Consider the following 16,078-nt stretch of genomic DNA (forward strand, 5'->3'; position numbering starts at 1 on the left):
ATCATCATTTATCACGTCTTAATGTATTAACCTTTTCTACGCTCAGTCATTTGCTTCCAAACAGAACCCTTCGCTTCTTCCCCGCCTTCTATTCGCTCAATTGCCATTTTCACCTGCATGCTTACTTCAAATTCAGGATCGTCTTCTGCTTGCTTTAATGCTGACAATGCTGTTTCATCTCCTACTTCATATAAAAACATTGCTGCTCTCCATCTTACGAGTTTGTTCTTATCTTGAAGGGCATCAATCATAGGTGGGATTGCAGATGGGTCACCAATATCTGATAAACAATCTCCTGCCGTTCTTCTAACAGTAACTGATTTATCCTTTAACGCTTTAAATAATAATGGTAAGACAATCGAATTTTCGATCATGCCTAAATACACCGTTGCCAGCCTTCTTATCGATGGTTTTTCATCATCTAGCGCTTTCTCTAAAACTGGAAGGTCATCTACAGTTGGATCCAATTGATCTAAATGAGCAAAACGTACAGACCAGTCTTCGTCATTTAACATCTGAAGTGTAACTTTATAAGCTTTCTTTCCAACTCTGTTCGTTTTTTGCTCCGAATCAGCAGCAGCTTGCACAAGTCTTTGCAATCTTTCATTTGGATAAGCAGCACTTATTTCTTCTGCTACTTCTTTTCCAATATCCTCTAGTTCACCATATCTAATTCCATGTTCTTTCCAATTACGATCAAGTACGATGTTTTCATTTGCTTGTTGTGCAGCTAAAACAGCCTCTTTGAATCGTTCAGGCAAACCAAAGCGTGTTTCCGTCAAACCGTCTGTTAATTTTACTTGCATAGGGATATGGTTGAACATTTGTACAAATACTTTTACTTCGCCAAATGCCTCATCTAATTTGCCTTCATTTGAGCTGCCTTCATCAACCTGTTCGCCAAATGCTTGACGGACTAGTGCTAATATATCTTTCCAATCATATTTAGCATTCCTCTCAACAGCCAGAAAATCCGCTACATGATAAACGCCTTTTACTCCATCTATATGTAAAATATCACCTATAATACCGGGTGCTTCATGTGCCTGATCCTTTTTATAATTATTGCTTTTTCCTGAGGGAAGTTCTTCCGAGAGCAGCACCTTCATCGTATTAGGACTAGGAGTAGGTTCAATTGACTTAATTTTCATGATATGAGCACTCCTTTCATTCGTAATAGTATTGTAACATAGCCTATTTTCCACGGCTAATCATAACGTTTGGTGAAAAGTTATTTTCTAACTCATTTAGACCATTCCACTCTCGATAAAATTGTTCTAAATATGTATGTAAATACTGATGTCTCTCCTCGGCAAGACATTTCCCAGTAGCTGTATTCATTAAATCCTTAAGCTTTAGTAATTTATCATAAAAATGGCCGATTGCGTCAGTACCTTTTTGGTCATTTGGCTGATAAATAAGATTTCCTTTCGCTCCTGCATATGCAAAGGTTCTCGCAATACCAATTGCACCTATTGCATCAAGTCGATCAGCATCTTGAACAACCTTTGCTTCAAGCGACAGTTGACTACTCGGAGTTTGTTTACGAAAACTTATAATTTGGATAATGTTTATTATTTCTAAAACATCTTCGTCTGAAATGCCCATTCTCTCTAATATTTGTTCAACATCATGTATATCTAGTTTCATATTTTCTGGAAGTTTATCATCAATTAAATCATGTAGTAATGCCGCCAATTCAACAATAAAACGATTTGCATGTTCTGCATCAGCAATTCGAACTGCCATCCTTCTTACACGTTCAATATGCCACCAATCATGCCCGCTTCCCTCTTTTTGCAGGATTTGATAGACAACATTTTCAATTTTGGTTATTACATCTTTTTCTTTCATTAATTATACTCCTTACATTATATTCACATTGTTTAAAAGGTAATTTTAATAAATAAAGAACAAAGGACTAGTCAAATATCATATATTATCCTAACAAATATGAAGGATGTGAATAATTAATATGTATAGAGCACCGCAAACTTTAATTGGTCAAGCATGGCACGGAAGACATGTTGTCTTGCTTCATTGTACGGAAAAAAATGTGTTTAGTGCCCTTTATAAAAGCTACCATGCACCTATAGAGCCAGCTCGTGAAAATTGTGCTGAAACATTATCACAATTAATAAGCATTGGTTATCGTATTTACTCAATCACACCACTCCCATCAAAAAAGATCCAATATACTTTGGTGCTATAATCCCTTGTTTCCACATTAATAAAGCCTTATTATAAGACTTCTTTCATTCGTTTATTACTATCAGATATGAATACTAGTACATGAAATGATCATTAGAATAAAGTAATAAATTGCTAATGCATTACCTAAAGATATTACCTTCTGCTTGAAACACTCTAAAATATATCGATTTTTGCTTTGCTAGTATTTTCCTTTCGTACAAAGAAAGCTGACAATGGTTCACTTGACACGGTTACTATCTTGTCATCGTTCTTAACAAGGAGATCGATTGATCGACAATTTGTAATAAAGCTTCGATATCGTCCTCGCCATATGTTGTGTTAAAACATATCTGGTATTGGTGCTGATAATTTTTAATGGGAGATGTTATCTCTTTTGTTACAAAGAGCTTGATCAAATGCTCATCTCCCCAAAGCTTTTTAAGTTTTCTTAATAAAAGCTCGTCATATTCTTTTCCATTAATCTCCTCTTGTAGTGTTAACTTGATATGGCAAACAGGGTAAAGAATTGTTTCCTGAAGTTCACCTGAGAGTTGTTTATGTTTCATTTCTATTTCAAAAGTAACAGATGAAGGACTCTTTTCAATATTTGAAAAAGTAATCAAATAACTTCTGGACATTCTAGCTAAATCAATCAGATCGCTTCTATTTATCACAGATATTTCCTTTTCAAGATCTAAATCATAAATATACCCTTCAACTATTACTTTTAGGTTATCAAATACGGTTGGATCAATCATTTTTACCCCCTAAAATAAACCCGTAGCAAAACCAGCCTCATTTACATCCATTGCAAGAGCTGCTGGTTTCTTCGGTAATCCTGGCATTGTCATGATATTTCCGGTTAAAGCCACAATAAAACCAGCACCTAGTGAAATTTTGAATTCTCTAATTGTGAGTGTGAAATTTTCCGGTCTTCCTACTAGATGTGCTTGATCTGTTAAAGAGTATTGAGTTTTTGCCATACAGATTGGCAATTCACTCCATCCTAGTTGTTCAAATTCTTTGATTTGTCTTTCTGCAATACTAGTATACTGGACACCAGTTGCTCCGTATACTTTACTTGCTATGCTCATAATTTTCTCCTTTATAGATTCATTTTGATCATATAATTGATGAAAATGGTTCTCTTTCGAATCTATAATAGAAAGTACTTTATTAGCTAAATCAATACCTCCTTTTCCTCCATGCTCCCATACTTCGCATAGAGCTTGTGGATGTGCTTCTTTATCACACCAATCAATGACTGCATTAATTTCATCATCGGTATCTGTAATAAATTTATTTATTGCCACAACATATGGTAAGCCAAAGCCTTTTATCGTTTCAATATGTTTGTTTAAATTCGCTATGCCGTTCATTAAAGCTGTTGTATTTTCCTGTAACAGGTTTTCTTTTTTTATTCCACCATGTAATTTCAGTGCTCTAATTGTGGCAACGATTACAACTGCAGCAGGAGAAATCTTGCCAATTCGCGCTTTTATATTTAGAAATTTTTCAGCCCCAAGGTCTGCACCAAAACCTGCCTCTGTTACTACATAATCACCTAGTTTAGAAGCCATTTTTGTCGCCAATAAACTGTTACAGCCATGTGCAATATTTGCAAATGGACCACCATGAATAATTGCAGGTGTATGTTCAATGGTTTGTACTAAATTGGGTTTTATTGCATCTTTCAATAATAAGGTTAGTGCACCCTCATATCCTAATTCTCCTACCGTAATAGGCGTGTTTTCATAAGTATATCCAATGACAATTTTTGAAAGTCTAGTTCGTAAATCTGATAGACTTTCAGCTAAACATAATATAGCCATTATTTCAGAAGCGACAGTTATATCAAAATGATCTTCTCGCGGTACCCCGTTCATTGGACCGCCAAGACCAATAGTAATATTACGAAGCGAACGGTCATTTAAATCTAATACTCGTTTCCAAACGATTCGCCTCGGGTCGATACGGAGTTTATTTCCTTGATAAATATGATTATCAATAAATGATGCTAATGCATTATTTGCTGTTGTAATTGCGTGAAGATCTCCTGTAAAATGGAGATTAATTTCATCCATAGGCAGTACTTGAGAAAAGCCTCCACCGGTTGCACCACCTTTTAGCCCCATAGTCGGACCAAGTGAAGGCTCACGCATTGCAATAATTGCTTTTTTGTTTAACTGATTTAATGCTTGCCCTAAACCAACAGTTACGGTTGATTTTCCTTCTCCTGCTGAAGTTGGATTTATTGAGGTAACCAGAATAACTTGACCCGGCTTTTTATTCTTTAATCGGTCAAGGAGTGTTAGTGAGAGCTTTGCTTTATATTTACCATACAACTCCAATTCTTCCTCTTGAAGATTTAAAAACTTCTCAGCAACATGCTTAATAGGCAATAATGTTGCTTGTTGAGCAATTTCAATATCTGATTTATATATTTTATTAGTGTCCACAGTTTTTTCCTCACTTTACTAGATTTATCATTCAGAATATTTTACCATATATGCATATCTTATTAATTTTTTGATAAGTAAAAACCCTGCAGCAAAATATTGAATTGAAATAATTTTCTAAACTTTTTATAATAAAGAATCAGATTCTACTACAGAGAAAATACGGAGGTGCCTGTTTTGCCGATTAACATACCTAGTCATTTACCAGCAAAAGAAATACTTGAACAAGAAAATATTTTTATTATGGAAGAAAAAAGAGCGTATTCTCAAGATATACGACCATTAAACATTGTTATTTTAAATATTATGCCTGAGAAAGAAAAAACAGAAACTCAATTATTACGTTTACTGGGGAATTCTCCACTTCAATTAAACATCACATTTTTAAGACCTGAAACACACACATCAAAAACAACATCAATTGAACATTTAGAGGAATTTTATACAACTTTTAAACATATACAACATAAGAAATTCGATGGAATGATCATTACTGGTGCACCAATCGAACATTTAGCTTTTGAAGAGGTTTCGTATTGGCCAGAACTAAAAGAAATTATGGATTGGACTAAAACAAATGTAACCTCAACTTTACATATATGTTGGGGAGCACAAGCAGGACTTTTCCATCACTATGGCGTAAATAAATATAAACTGGAAAAAAAATGCTTTGGTATTTTTAAGCATGAAATTGTAAATCCGACTGTAAAATTATTAAGAGGGTTTGATGATTACTATTATGTCCCACATTCTAGACATACAGATGTCTTTAAAAAAGAAATTGAAGCTGATTCGAATTTACAAATTCTCACTTATTCGGAAGATGCGGGTGTTTGTCTAGTAATGTCTGAGGACGGAAAGCAAATATTCTTAACTGGTCATCCTGAATATGAACGTATGTCACTCAAAGATGAATATGAAAGAGATATAGCAAAAGGACTCACTGTTGATATTCCAGAAAACTACTTTGTTAACGATGATCCAAAAAATCAACCGATCCATTGTTGGAGATCACACGCAAACCTGCTATTTGTGAATTGGCTAAATTATTATGTATACCAAGAAACACCTTATATTTGGGAATAAAAGATCGTTCTCAAATTTCCATCATGCTTTTCATTCGTTTTGCTTATAAAAGTAATGTTATCTTTTTACCCTTGATAAGCAGCAAATGTTAACATTCCTTCATTAAATCTTTACAATATTACATCTTAAGAAATACTTAATAATTACTTTATAGAAAAGTAACATTTATATGGTAATCTTTAAGACAAATTCAGTTGTTCTTTTCATATCTTTATTTATGAAGGAAAGGCATGCGGCCCTATTAACTTAATTTGTTGGCTTTGTTATGAAACTGAATTTCTCCTCAAAATTGATGCAGGCATCCATTTGCACCATGCACCTGTATGAGGAACTGTTAATATTGTTGTTGGGATTCGTTTCTAACTAGATTGAGGTGAATATGTTGAAAAGCAATTCAAAAGTGTTAATCTTAACAGCTAAGTATGGCAATGGGCATGTACAAGTTGCAAAAACACTAGAAAATCAGTGTAAAAAACTTGGGTTTGAAAAGGTTATTGTCTGTAATCTTTATTCAGAATCATTTCCTGTTTTTTCGGAGATTACGCAGTATTTATATTTAAAAAGCTTCTCAATAGGTAAGCAGTTTTATCGTTTATTTTATTATGGAGTAGATAAAATTTATAACAAAAGAATGATGAATCTCTACTTTAAAATGGGACACAAACGATTACACCAGATTGTAACGAGTGAGCAGCCTGATATGATTATTAATACATTCCCAATGATCGTCGTCCCTGAATATCGAAGAAAAACGGGAACTATTATTCCAACTTTTAACGTTTTAACTGATTTCTGTTTACACAGAATTTGGGTACATGAAAATATTGATAAGTACTATGTTGCATCAAATCATGTAAAAGAAAAGTTAATTCAATTAGGCATTCATCCTAGTACCGTAAAAGTAACTGGTATTCCAATCAGGACTCAATTCGAAGAAGAAATAAATACACGAGAAATTTATCAAAAATACGAGTTGGACCCTACTAAAAAAACACTTTTGATCATGGCTGGTGCTCATGGTGTTCTAAAAAATGTTAAAGAACTTTGTCAGTCATTTATTTCGAAGTCTGACGAAATCCAAATAGTTGTTGTTTGTGGCAATAACACAATTTTAAAAGAGAGTCTGGATTCTCTCGCTACAAATTACCCTAATCAATTCAAAGTATTGAGTTATGTAGAAAGAATTGATGAACTATATCGGATAGCCTCATGTATGATAACAAAACCTGGTGGAATTACATTAACAGAAGCAACAGCACTGGGCGTTCCTGTCGTACTATTCAAACCAGTCCCAGGACAAGAAAAAGAAAATGCTCATTTCTTTGAAGACAATCATGCTGCAATTATTGTGAACCAGATTGAAGATATAACAGACAAAGTGCATCAATTATTATCTGATGAAAAAAAATTAACTGACATGAAAGTAAATATAAAAAAACTTCATGTTCCACATTCAGCTGACTTGATAGTAAACGATATGATCAAAGAAGCTGCTTATATTAAAGATAAACATATGATGGCTGGCTCAGTAAACTACTAAACTATATTTAAATGGAATGATCAAATGGAAAAGTAAATAATCATTGTTTCGTATTAAAATGGTTGGGGATGAACGGGTTAATTTACATTTTCCTGGAGGTTAAAATGGATACAAGTACTCATATTATCATGGGTTTTGGATTAGCAGGATTAAGCTTTATAGATCCTGCTGTTTCATCTAATCCTGAGCTTGCTCAGGCCATTTTATTAGGAACTGTTATTGGATCAAATGCACCTGATTTTGATTATGCCATAAAACTTGTTAAAGGTCGGGGCATGTATACTGAACATCATCGCGGGCTATCGCATTCCATACCTGCTCTTTTCATTTGGACGCTTTTTGTTGCCGGAATTATTTATTTATTTTTTAGAGATGTTTCTTTTTTACCGCTCTTATATTGGACTTTCATATCTGTCGTTATACACGTTGGATTTGATATTTTGAACCCCTATGGGACACAAGCTGGAAGACCTTTCACAAAAAATTGGCTTTCATTAAATTTTATTCCTTTATTTGATCCTATTATTATCTTCATCCACCTAATTGGTTTTATCTTATGGTTAATCGGATATCCTCCTGGAATAGTCTTTAGCTGCGGATATTTGGTTTTACTTTTATATGTAGCAATGAGATATCTAGTCTATAAACAGAAGCGATCTTTCGTTATGAAAAACACACAAAAAAGAGGAAATATAACCTTTATCCCTACTATGTGGTTACATAAATGGGACTTTGTATTCGAAACAGATTCAGCTTATCATGTTGGTTTTGTAAACGGAAATAAAATTAATTTGTTTCAACATTTTGTACGCCATGATCCTAATGCTCAACTTATTAAAGCTTCATTACAAGATAAAAATGTCCAGCATTTTATAGCTAATTCTAAACATACACATGCAATATCCTACCATTCTCTATCAGGATTTGAAGTTCATTGGATTGACTTACGTTTTCGTCATAAGGATCGATTTCCATATATGGCTATCGTCAAATTTAATCGGGAACAAACGATTATTCATTCAAGTACAGGTTGGATGCACAACATAAAAAATCGAAATGAAAAATTGCCTTCGAATCAAAATCGAGCATTAGAACGATAATCTTATACGTATATGTCTGACCATATTAATCATTGGTCAGACATTTTTTTGTTTACTTACCTTCAATTCTAACTAAAAAAATAGACGGCAGTTACATTTATTCGATAAATGTGCATAAACAATTATGCCAGATGGAGATAGTAATGAGGTAAATGAATGTCGTTTTTTCTTCTAACGCATACACAGAATATTTAAGTAAAATACTATAATATTTAACTTTATTAGGAGGATATGTATGACTAAAAAATTCAACAAAGGCAGTAATAATCAAAACGGTCCACAAAATGGAAAATATCAATTGGAGTTGGCAGAAGATCATATTCCCGGAGATAATAGTAAAGGAAACAAACGAAATAAAGATCAAAGAGATAAATCAAGAGAAGAATAAAAAAACAGCCACTTAGTGGCTGTTTTGTCAACGTTTTTAGATGAATTTTATTTTACTTATACACCTAGTTCTTCAGCCTTTATAGCTCGTTCAACCGCTTCAAGTGCTGCTTCTTCATCACTACCATTTGCAGAAACTTTCACTTGTACACCTTTTGATATTCCTAGTGACATAACTCCCATTATTGATTTTAAGTTAACAGTTCTTCCATTCGCCTCTAGATTTACATCTGATGTGAATGAGTTAACAGCATTCACTAATGCTGTTGCTGGTCTTGCATGCAACCCAGCTTCGTGTGTAATTGTAAACGTTTTTTCAACCATTTAAACTCACCCTTCCAATTAAGCCAATCCCTTAATTCTATGTATTTTTTTATATTTGTAACAAATTACTACAAATACTCATTATAAATATTATAAGCTTTTTTCATAAAAAAGGAACTAAATTTGATACACATTTATGCCGTTTATTTCATATTGAACATGAATTGTAAATGTATCAGTATTCATCCGTTCAATGACAAATGAATACTTTTCATGATCTTGCAGAATAATGACGGATGACTTTTCCATCGACAAAATCTCGCTTTGAGCTTTTTTAATCATTTTACAAGCTCTTGTAAACCCAATATCATCAATTCTACGGCTACTAGTAATATAAATATCATCCTTGAATAAATGTAGTTTTTGCATATGGATTCGTCCCCTCTTTTTTTACCATATATATGCTCGTACGTGTGAGTGTATTTATGTTTTATTCTTATAGAAAATATCTGAAAGTTTTGTTAAAATATACTACTTGATCTTGACGAATATTATGAAACTGATGTATTATTAAAATATCAATAAGCTGAGTATATATGGTAATTTCATCATATCTTTACATATTATATTCTGTTTATGATAAATTTTTTTTAGCACCACCTGTGCTACAGTATTAGGAGGATTAAGTACTATGCAAAACGGTAAAGTAAAATGGTTTAACAATGAAAAAGGTTTTGGATTTATCGAAGTTGAAGGTGGAGACGATGTATTCGTACACTTCACAGCTATCCAAGGTGAAGGTTACAAATCATTAGAAGAAGGTCAAGAAGTTTCATTCGAAATCGTTGAAGGTAACCGTGGACCACAAGCTGCTAACGTTACAAAGTTATAATCACAAGCTTTTCTTGTGACTAACCATAAACACAATAACTAATAGAGGCTGGAGAATTTCTCCGCCTCTTTTTATTTTATCAATTCCAAATCATCATCGTTATTCAATAACTGCAATCTGCAAAGCTCCTCGCCATATTAACAAGCTCAACGTGGTGAATTTACTTTTTGACTAACTAGTATGTATTCAATTGCTTTTACATTTTGTTTAATGTTTTTTTCAATTCTGCTCACTTCAAGTTGGTTGAAGACATTTGCATTGTTCGCTATAAAGACTAATTTATCCAAGTCTCGATAAATTTCCGAGAACGCCTCCTTTATTGTTGATACTAATTGCTCATTTTCCAATTAACTCCACCCCTTTATTCAGTCAATTCGAATCTATGTATAGTTAAAAAGTTTTATATTTGTGTTATATTTTTACACGAACTATGTCTTTCTACATTTTAACACGTCATTTCAATTTTCGATATATGTATCTAATTGTTTTTTTTAACGAATAATTTTTAAAAAAATCCAAAGACTATAAAGCGAGACTTCAATCTGTTGGATTTCTTGCATTTTGATATTACCGAGCTGTTTGGGCAGTATATTCCCTTCTTATCCTTCTTTGAAGTCATCGTTTTGCTGCCCATTACTCAGCGATAATCTGGAGGTGTTTCAAGTGGATCAAATAAATCATACAGATTTAATAAGCGGAATGAATGAACTTAGTCAAATTGAAATGTCAGTAAAGGCAGCTCAAAAAATGGTTGGTTCCGCAACTATGCAATTAGACCCTGAGGCGATTCATCACGCTGAAAATGCTATACGAGACGCTAAAGAGATCATGAATCGTTCACCCAAAACAGGTGTTGATCAAGAATTTTTACTAAAACAACAAGAACTCCTTAATCAATGTGAGCATCAATTATCAGAAGCAAAGCAATAAAAAAATCCGCACTATGCGGATTTTTTTATTTTAATTGATTAAGTGAGTTTTTCGCCCATTTCTTTTATTTTTTGGCCAACTGTACATTGGTTAATACAAAATGAGTGAGCATACCTCTTCCCATGTTCTTGACGAAAATGCTTCTTTAGTAAACAGTCAACACAAAAAGTATCTAATATTTCGTTTATTTCTTGAAAAGTTTGTTTTTTACTCATCTTCGTCAACTTCCTCGTTTATTATCATTTTACTTCTTATTTCAATACCATTCATTGCTTGAGTTGCCAGCTTATCTGCTTCTTGATTATCTTTTCTTGAAATGGCTACATACTCAGGTGTAATAACTAGCTTCTCCAGTTTATTTTCGATTCGGTCTAACCAAATTGTAAATTCTTCTTCATAACATGGCCATTCTCCAGAAAGCTGATTTAATACAACCTGTGAATCACCTTTAAATACGATCTTTTGCTTTATTATTCCAAACTCCTCCAGCACATTCACTAAATATAAAAATGCAGCATATTCAGCTTCATTATTTGATGTTAGCTCATCTACCTTTTCATTCATTCTTATCCGAAATCGCTTACTGCTCTGTGTATAGTAAATAACAACACCAAATCCAGCTTGTTTCGTTTCTTTTTGATAACCCCCATCAAAAAAAGCAACAACATCATGTGGTTCATCTTTAACAATATCCTTTAACTTTTTCAATTCTTTTAACGTCCAAGATTGCCCGTCCTCAGATGTAAAGTCTAATTGTTTTACTCTTCCAGTTTGTAAAAAATCTTCTGCAAAAAAAATGGTATCGTTTAATGAAAGATATTCGGTTGAAATTAAAGTTTGAAATTTCTTTTTTGTTTGATAAGACCATTCAATTTTATACTTCATTTCCTTCACTCCTGAACGTGATCAATATATACATCTCAAAGTAGTCTAATTTTGGTATAATCAATTATTATGAAGAACTCTTAAGTCTTATCCCTTTTCATCTTTACTGCTCTAATCTAATTGGCTTATCTTTTAAAATGAAAATTTGGTGAAGTCTTGTTCCCCTGTAATTTCTTGATTTCATTTACAGACCTTTTTCTTTATAGTATGAGAGCACTTTCGTAAATTATCTATTATTTATTATGTATTAAGATCTTATTTTCATAACTATTAATATGATTGCACCTATTTTATCACTGTCATGCTAAATGTTAAACATACATTATTAGGAGGTGTTATAACGAATATGATTGAAGTATATGTAGATGGTGCAAGTGCAGGTGATCCAGGAAGATCTGGAGCAGGTATTTTTATTAAGGGCCATGGAAGTGCAGAACAATATTCAATTCCACTTGGAATTATGACAAATCATGAGGCTGAATATCATGCACTTATTAAAGGATTGGAAATTTGCATTGAAAAGGGCTATCGCAATGTATCCTTTCGAACAGATTCACAACTTGTTGACAGAGCAATCGAAAAGCAATTTGTTAAAAACCCGACATATGCACCTTTACTAGAACAGGTGTTAGACCTAAGCAAGCAATTGGATTTATTCTTTCTTAAATGGATTCCTAGTAAAGAAAATAAAGTTGCAGATCAGCTAGCAAGAAAAGCAATATTACTCTAAACATTGTAGCATACAAAGAAAGTTGTGAAGAATTCATGAAAAAAACAATATTAGCTGATGGTAGTTTATTGTTTGTAGCATTTATTTGGGGTGCAACATTCGTGATCGTCCAAAAAGCAATAAACTTTTTACCACCACATTTATTTAATGGAACAAGATTTTTAATTGCCGCTCTTTTATTATCATTATTATTAAAAAAAGCCAGGAGGAAATTCTCATTAGAATTACTTAAATCTGGAATATTTTTAGGTTTCTTTTTATTTCTAGGCTATGCTTTTCAGACAGTTGGATTACTTTATACCACATCATCAAAGGCTGGTTTTATTACTGGTTTAAGTGTTATGATTGTCCCGTTATTATCAATATGGATTTTAAAGGATAAACCGCGATCCATTGTATTTTTAGGGTCATTATTGGGAACAATTGGTCTATACTTTCTCACACTTGGTGATATTTCGAGTTTAAATATTGGAGACCTCTTTGTTTTTTTCTGTGCGATTGCATTTGCTCTACATATTATATTTACGAGTAAATTCGCTAACCAATATCATGCTTTACCATTAACAATTGTTCAATTACTAACCGTTTCGATATCGAGTTTGATATGTTCTGCCTTGTTTGAACGAGCAACCATAACAATCGACAGCTTTTTTCAAAAAGATGTGTTGATTGCATTAGCAGTCACTTCTATTTTTGCAACGGCAATTGCTTTTCTTATCCAAACGAAGTTTCAACAGTTTACAACAGCTGCTAGAGTAGCATTAATATTCGCAATGGAACCTGTTTTTGCTGCAGCTACAGCCTTTTTTATGATACATGAAAGGCTAACTGGAAATGGTCTTATTGGATGTATATTGATTTTTATAGCCATGATTATCACTGAAATTCAAGATATAAAACAAATCAAATGGTTGAAAAGTAAATATCATTTATCTAAAAGCTCGGAGTAACCGGGCTTTTTACATTAAATTCAACATATGTATATGACTAACTGCCTGTTCACGGCTATTTATTTCTTCTTTTTTAAACATTTCTAATAATGAGATGAAAAAAGACCCATCAAATTCCTTTTGAATTTTTAGTGTTAGTTCAATTGCAATAATGACGATTTCATCATCTGTATTTGTATAGTGTTGACCAAACTGGATAAAACCTATTGCTTCCTCTCCAAATGTAAAACCTTTACCTGAAAGATATTCCATATAATCTGCTATTGTTTTGACCGTTTTTCCCATATGTGATTCCATCCTTACTTCATAAATATATCATTAATAATAGCGAAAATTGTCGATGATTTCTATCGTTTTTCATAATTTTATGAGAAAAAGGTCACACTAAAACAGGAGGTGTCATAATCATGAGCAGTGAGAAAAAAGCAAATCATCGCGGTAAATTAGCACATGGTGTTAATCCACAGGGCTATGGTGAAGATGTTGAATTCTCAACAGAACCTAAAAGCAAGCTAGAAAATGCTGCAAAGAAAAAAAATACGAAATAATCAATGAATCGGATAGACATTGTAAACCGAGAATATTAAGAAAGAGAGGCACTAAATCGCCTCTCTAATAACTAGTATGTTCTTTACTAAATTTTGTACATTGCGTAACTCAATCTCTTGGATCATAGCGAATACTTTTGCTTCATTTACAACTAGTAAAGCATCCTCTAATAAGCATTGTAAAGGTGCTTGACAGTTTATCTCTGCAAGCCTTCTCGAAAGATGTAGCATTTCTAAATCATTTTCAATTTTTGACTTTTGCCCTTTTGTTAGCTCATCTAAGCTTTCCAATAATCGGTCAATTGATCTATATTGATTAATAAGTTTATAGGCTGTTTTTTCTCCAATCCCTTTAACTCCTGGATAGTTATCACTTGAATCACCCATTAAAGCTTTTACATCAATTAGCATATGTGGTTCAATTTCAAATTCCTCCATAAACGATTGTTTAGTGAAGTGTTTATAGTTTCCGATTCCTTTTTGAAAGATCATAACATCCACATTTTCATTTAGTAGTTGAAGGATATCTTTATCTCCTGTTAAGATTGATATCTTCATTTCACTTTCAAAATTCTTTGTTAATGTTCCAATACAATCATCCGCTTCGAATCCTTCTATTCCGAGGTTGGGTATATCCAATGCTTCAACAACCGTTTTTGCAAGATCAAATTGCGGGATTAGTTCGATTGGTGCCTCTGGTCGATTTGCTTTATAATCTCTAAAAAGATCATTACGATATGTTTTACTCCCCATATCCCAACAGCATACAACATGTGTTGGCTTCGCAAAATCAATTGCTGCGATTAAATGCTTTAATAAGCCATTCACAGCATTTGTTGGAATCCCTTTACTATTTATCATAAACTGTCCATAAACAGATGTAGCATAAAATGATCGAAATAATAATGCCATACCATCGACTATTAACAAATGGTTTTCTTTATTCATTTATTTCCCCCCTCAAATTCTATTAGTATCATAACATATTAAATCCTGAAATAGTTTGGAATTTATAGTAAGAGTACCAGCAGTTTTGATTATTTATTCCAGTGAAGGATGAAAGATTTTTATGCCATTCTCTTTTAATTAGAACAGTCCTTTGTCAAACAAATGTATTTTGTACAAGAATACAAAAATAGCTTCAAAAAATAAGGCTGTATTCGGCAAACTTTGTTGTAATTTACCAAGTAGTGCGATGCGGTTGATTGCAGCGAAAGATGCTCGCTTTCTGCGGGGCGGGCGATGAGAGCTTCCTCGGCGTAATCCCCTTCATGACTGTCCCGCTTCTCCTGCATGAGTCTCACAATCTGCTCCAATTAATCTTAAATAGGTTTCGTTTTAAAAGTAATAATCCTTTAAAAAATTTACCAAAAATAAAAACTAAGCCAAAGGCTTAGTCTTTATTTTGACTGCTCATTTTAAGTGCTTCATTTTGTGCATAAGAAGCAAATTCTGTATTAAAACCATTTTTTTTCTTTTTATTATTATTGCGTTGCGCATTTGCATTACCAAGTTTTGTTCTTCCCATAACATTCATCATCCTTTCAAGATTAATCGAGTTTAGTTTCTCTCGAAGACCTTGATCTGATTCTAGGAAAACATGGCAATAAGTTCATTGTTCTATTTTGTATTTTTTCTTTGCACAAATTCTTGAACCATTTGTTTTGTCACCATTTTTCTAGTTGGGACGATACCTTCTGAAGCTAAACGATTCATTTCCTTTGAAACTTGATTTATTGCATCGACTTCAAATGGAAGTGATTGAACACATAATTGGATCGCTTCTTCAATTAACGCTTCACGCTTAGCTTCTAGTTTTAAAAATGATTGAATGTGATTATGCTGTTTTTTACTATGTTGTGAGATTGCTTCATGAACGTTACTCATATCATTTCTCCTCTTTTTTCCATTAGCTTTATAACATGTTCTTTAGGACTCCAGCAATTAAACGAATAAGATGGCTTTGTCTCATATTTTAACCGGCTGCAGAAATATCTCATTTTATGATCAATTCTTTCCGCTTGAAAATAAATACATGTTGCACAAACTTGATACGTTTTTTTACTCATGCCAGCACCTTCCTTACATGCTACAATGTGGTCATATTTTTTCAT

General features: G+C 33.0%; 24 protein-coding genes. 10 read left to right on the forward strand and 14 right to left on the reverse strand.

Annotation, left to right across the window (positions count from 1 at the left end):
- Nucleotides 1–26: 26 nt before the first annotated feature.
- Together GMB29_RS16050 and GMB29_RS16055 are read right to left on the reverse strand one after the other, a co-directional pair.
- Complete coding sequence (locus GMB29_RS16050; protein ID WP_136358080.1) at nt 27–1,151, reverse strand: conserved virulence factor C family protein; 1,125 nt, start codon at nt 1,149–1,151, stop codon at nt 27–29.
- Between the two features lie 43 nt (nt 1,152–1,194).
- Nucleotides 1,195–1,854 (reverse strand): HD domain-containing protein, encoded by a 660-nt coding sequence (locus tag GMB29_RS16055; protein WP_136358082.1) that lies wholly within the window; start codon nt 1,852–1,854, stop codon nt 1,195–1,197.
- Nucleotides 1,855–1,975: 121 nt separating this feature from the next.
- Between GMB29_RS16055 and GMB29_RS16060 the strand changes: the two genes are divergently transcribed.
- On the forward strand, nt 1,976–2,212 hold the full coding sequence (locus GMB29_RS16060) for a hypothetical protein (RefSeq protein WP_136358084.1): 237 nt from the start codon (nt 1,976–1,978) through the stop codon (nt 2,210–2,212).
- Between the two features lie 235 nt (nt 2,213–2,447).
- Here the strand turns inward: GMB29_RS16060 and GMB29_RS16065 are convergent, their stop codons facing one another.
- Nucleotides 2,448–2,951 carry a hypothetical protein gene (locus tag GMB29_RS16065; RefSeq protein ID WP_136358086.1) on the reverse strand — a complete coding sequence of 168 codons (504 nt, stop codon included), beginning with the start codon at nt 2,949–2,951 and terminating at the stop codon, nt 2,448–2,450.
- Between the two features lie 9 nt (nt 2,952–2,960).
- Nucleotides 2,961–4,652: a formate--tetrahydrofolate ligase gene (locus GMB29_RS16070; protein ID WP_136358088.1), complete on the reverse strand. Its 1,692-nt coding sequence runs from the start codon at nt 4,650–4,652 to the stop codon at nt 2,961–2,963.
- 177 nt (nt 4,653–4,829) lie between these two features.
- Between GMB29_RS16070 and metA the strand changes: the two genes are divergently transcribed.
- The 4 genes from metA (at nt 4,830) to GMB29_RS27075 (ending at nt 8,766) form a co-directional block, all read left to right on the forward strand.
- Nucleotides 4,830–5,738: a homoserine O-acetyltransferase MetA gene (metA, locus tag GMB29_RS16075; protein ID WP_136358090.1), complete on the forward strand. Its 909-nt coding sequence runs from the start codon at nt 4,830–4,832 to the stop codon at nt 5,736–5,738.
- Between the two features lie 382 nt (nt 5,739–6,120).
- Nucleotides 6,121–7,278 (forward strand): diglucosyl diacylglycerol synthase, encoded by a 1,158-nt coding sequence (locus tag GMB29_RS16080; protein ID WP_136358092.1) that lies wholly within the window; start codon nt 6,121–6,123, stop codon nt 7,276–7,278.
- A 104-nt stretch (nt 7,279–7,382) separates the two neighbouring features.
- On the forward strand, nt 7,383–8,378 hold the full coding sequence (locus GMB29_RS16085) for a metal-dependent hydrolase (RefSeq protein WP_168733961.1): 996 nt from the start codon (nt 7,383–7,385) through the stop codon (nt 8,376–8,378).
- Between the two features lie 235 nt (nt 8,379–8,613).
- Nucleotides 8,614–8,766: a hypothetical protein gene (locus GMB29_RS27075; RefSeq protein WP_168733962.1), complete on the forward strand. Its 153-nt coding sequence runs from the start codon at nt 8,614–8,616 to the stop codon at nt 8,764–8,766.
- A gap of 56 nt (nt 8,767–8,822) precedes the next feature.
- On the opposite strand, the gene GMB29_RS16090 is transcribed toward GMB29_RS27075, so the two are convergent.
- Together GMB29_RS16090 and GMB29_RS16095 are read right to left on the reverse strand one after the other, a co-directional pair.
- Complete coding sequence (locus tag GMB29_RS16090) at nt 8,823–9,089, reverse strand: phosphocarrier protein HPr (RefSeq protein ID WP_136358096.1); 267 nt, start codon at nt 9,087–9,089, stop codon at nt 8,823–8,825.
- A gap of 117 nt (nt 9,090–9,206) precedes the next feature.
- On the reverse strand, nt 9,207–9,458 hold the full coding sequence (locus GMB29_RS16095) for a hypothetical protein (protein WP_136358098.1): 252 nt from the start codon (nt 9,456–9,458) through the stop codon (nt 9,207–9,209).
- 262 nt (nt 9,459–9,720) lie between these two features.
- On the opposite strand from GMB29_RS16095, the gene cspD reads away from it, so the two are divergent.
- Nucleotides 9,721–9,921, forward strand: a complete 201-nt coding sequence (gene cspD, locus GMB29_RS16100) for a cold-shock protein CspD (RefSeq protein ID WP_026562601.1) — start codon at nt 9,721–9,723, stop codon at nt 9,919–9,921.
- A gap of 146 nt (nt 9,922–10,067) precedes the next feature.
- Here the strand turns inward: cspD and GMB29_RS16105 are convergent, their stop codons facing one another.
- Nucleotides 10,068–10,268 (reverse strand): hypothetical protein, encoded by a 201-nt coding sequence (locus tag GMB29_RS16105; protein WP_136358100.1) that lies wholly within the window; start codon nt 10,266–10,268, stop codon nt 10,068–10,070.
- Nucleotides 10,269–10,584: 316 nt separating this feature from the next.
- On the opposite strand from GMB29_RS16105, the gene GMB29_RS16110 reads away from it, so the two are divergent.
- Nucleotides 10,585–10,851 (forward strand): DUF2564 family protein, encoded by a 267-nt coding sequence (locus tag GMB29_RS16110; protein WP_227551373.1) that lies wholly within the window; start codon nt 10,585–10,587, stop codon nt 10,849–10,851.
- Between the two features lie 38 nt (nt 10,852–10,889).
- On the opposite strand, the gene GMB29_RS16115 is transcribed toward GMB29_RS16110, so the two are convergent.
- Both GMB29_RS16115 and GMB29_RS16120 read right to left on the reverse strand, forming a co-directional pair.
- Entirely contained in the window at nt 10,890–11,066 is a 177-nt protein-coding gene (locus GMB29_RS16115; RefSeq protein ID WP_136358102.1) for a zinc-finger domain-containing protein, read from the reverse strand.
- Nucleotides 11,059–11,736 carry a reverse transcriptase-like protein gene (locus tag GMB29_RS16120; RefSeq protein ID WP_136358104.1) on the reverse strand — a complete coding sequence of 226 codons (678 nt, stop codon included), beginning with the start codon at nt 11,734–11,736 and terminating at the stop codon, nt 11,059–11,061. Before GMB29_RS16120 ends, GMB29_RS16115 begins: the two co-directional genes overlap by 8 nt.
- 346 nt (nt 11,737–12,082) lie before the next feature.
- On the opposite strand from GMB29_RS16120, the gene GMB29_RS16125 reads away from it, so the two are divergent.
- A complete protein-coding gene (locus GMB29_RS16125) occupies nt 12,083–12,466 on the forward strand; it encodes a reverse transcriptase-like protein (RefSeq protein WP_136358143.1) in 384 nt (127 codons plus the stop codon).
- A 35-nt stretch (nt 12,467–12,501) separates the two neighbouring features.
- On the forward strand, nt 12,502–13,416 hold the full coding sequence (locus tag GMB29_RS16130; RefSeq protein ID WP_136358106.1) for a DMT family transporter: 915 nt from the start codon (nt 12,502–12,504) through the stop codon (nt 13,414–13,416).
- Nucleotides 13,417–13,425: 9 nt separating this feature from the next.
- Here GMB29_RS16130 and GMB29_RS16135 read toward each other — a convergent pair whose 3' ends face one another.
- A complete protein-coding gene (locus GMB29_RS16135; protein ID WP_136358108.1) occupies nt 13,426–13,701 on the reverse strand; it encodes a DUF6123 family protein in 276 nt (91 codons plus the stop codon).
- Nucleotides 13,702–13,823: 122 nt separating this feature from the next.
- Here GMB29_RS16135 and sspL point away from each other — a divergent pair, with 122 nt between their 5' ends.
- On the forward strand, nt 13,824–13,964 hold the full coding sequence (gene sspL / locus GMB29_RS16140; protein WP_136358110.1) for a small, acid-soluble spore protein L: 141 nt from the start codon (nt 13,824–13,826) through the stop codon (nt 13,962–13,964).
- Nucleotides 13,965–14,015: 51 nt separating this feature from the next.
- Here sspL and GMB29_RS16145 read toward each other — a convergent pair whose 3' ends face one another.
- From GMB29_RS16145 to GMB29_RS16155, 4 genes are all read right to left on the reverse strand, one after another.
- Nucleotides 14,016–14,912 carry a 5'-3' exonuclease gene (locus GMB29_RS16145; RefSeq protein WP_136358112.1) on the reverse strand — a complete coding sequence of 299 codons (897 nt, stop codon included), beginning with the start codon at nt 14,910–14,912 and terminating at the stop codon, nt 14,016–14,018.
- Between the two features lie 445 nt (nt 14,913–15,357).
- Nucleotides 15,358–15,492: a hypothetical protein gene (locus tag GMB29_RS27750; RefSeq protein WP_264766581.1), complete on the reverse strand. Its 135-nt coding sequence runs from the start codon at nt 15,490–15,492 to the stop codon at nt 15,358–15,360.
- A gap of 92 nt (nt 15,493–15,584) precedes the next feature.
- The gene (locus GMB29_RS16150) at nt 15,585–15,851 is read right to left on the reverse strand and encodes a DUF2533 family protein (protein ID WP_136358114.1); all 267 of its coding nucleotides are present in this window, start codon (nt 15,849–15,851) and stop codon (nt 15,585–15,587) included.
- The gene (locus GMB29_RS16155; protein WP_136358145.1) at nt 15,848–16,033 is read right to left on the reverse strand and encodes a hypothetical protein; all 186 of its coding nucleotides are present in this window, start codon (nt 16,031–16,033) and stop codon (nt 15,848–15,850) included. The genes GMB29_RS16150 and GMB29_RS16155 overlap by 4 nt, the downstream gene beginning before the upstream one ends.
- Nucleotides 16,034–16,078 lie beyond the last annotated feature (45 nt).

The organism is Metabacillus sediminilitoris, from assembly GCF_009720625.1.
In the GTDB taxonomy this organism is placed as follows: domain Bacteria; phylum Bacillota; class Bacilli; order Bacillales; family Bacillaceae; genus Metabacillus; species Metabacillus sediminilitoris.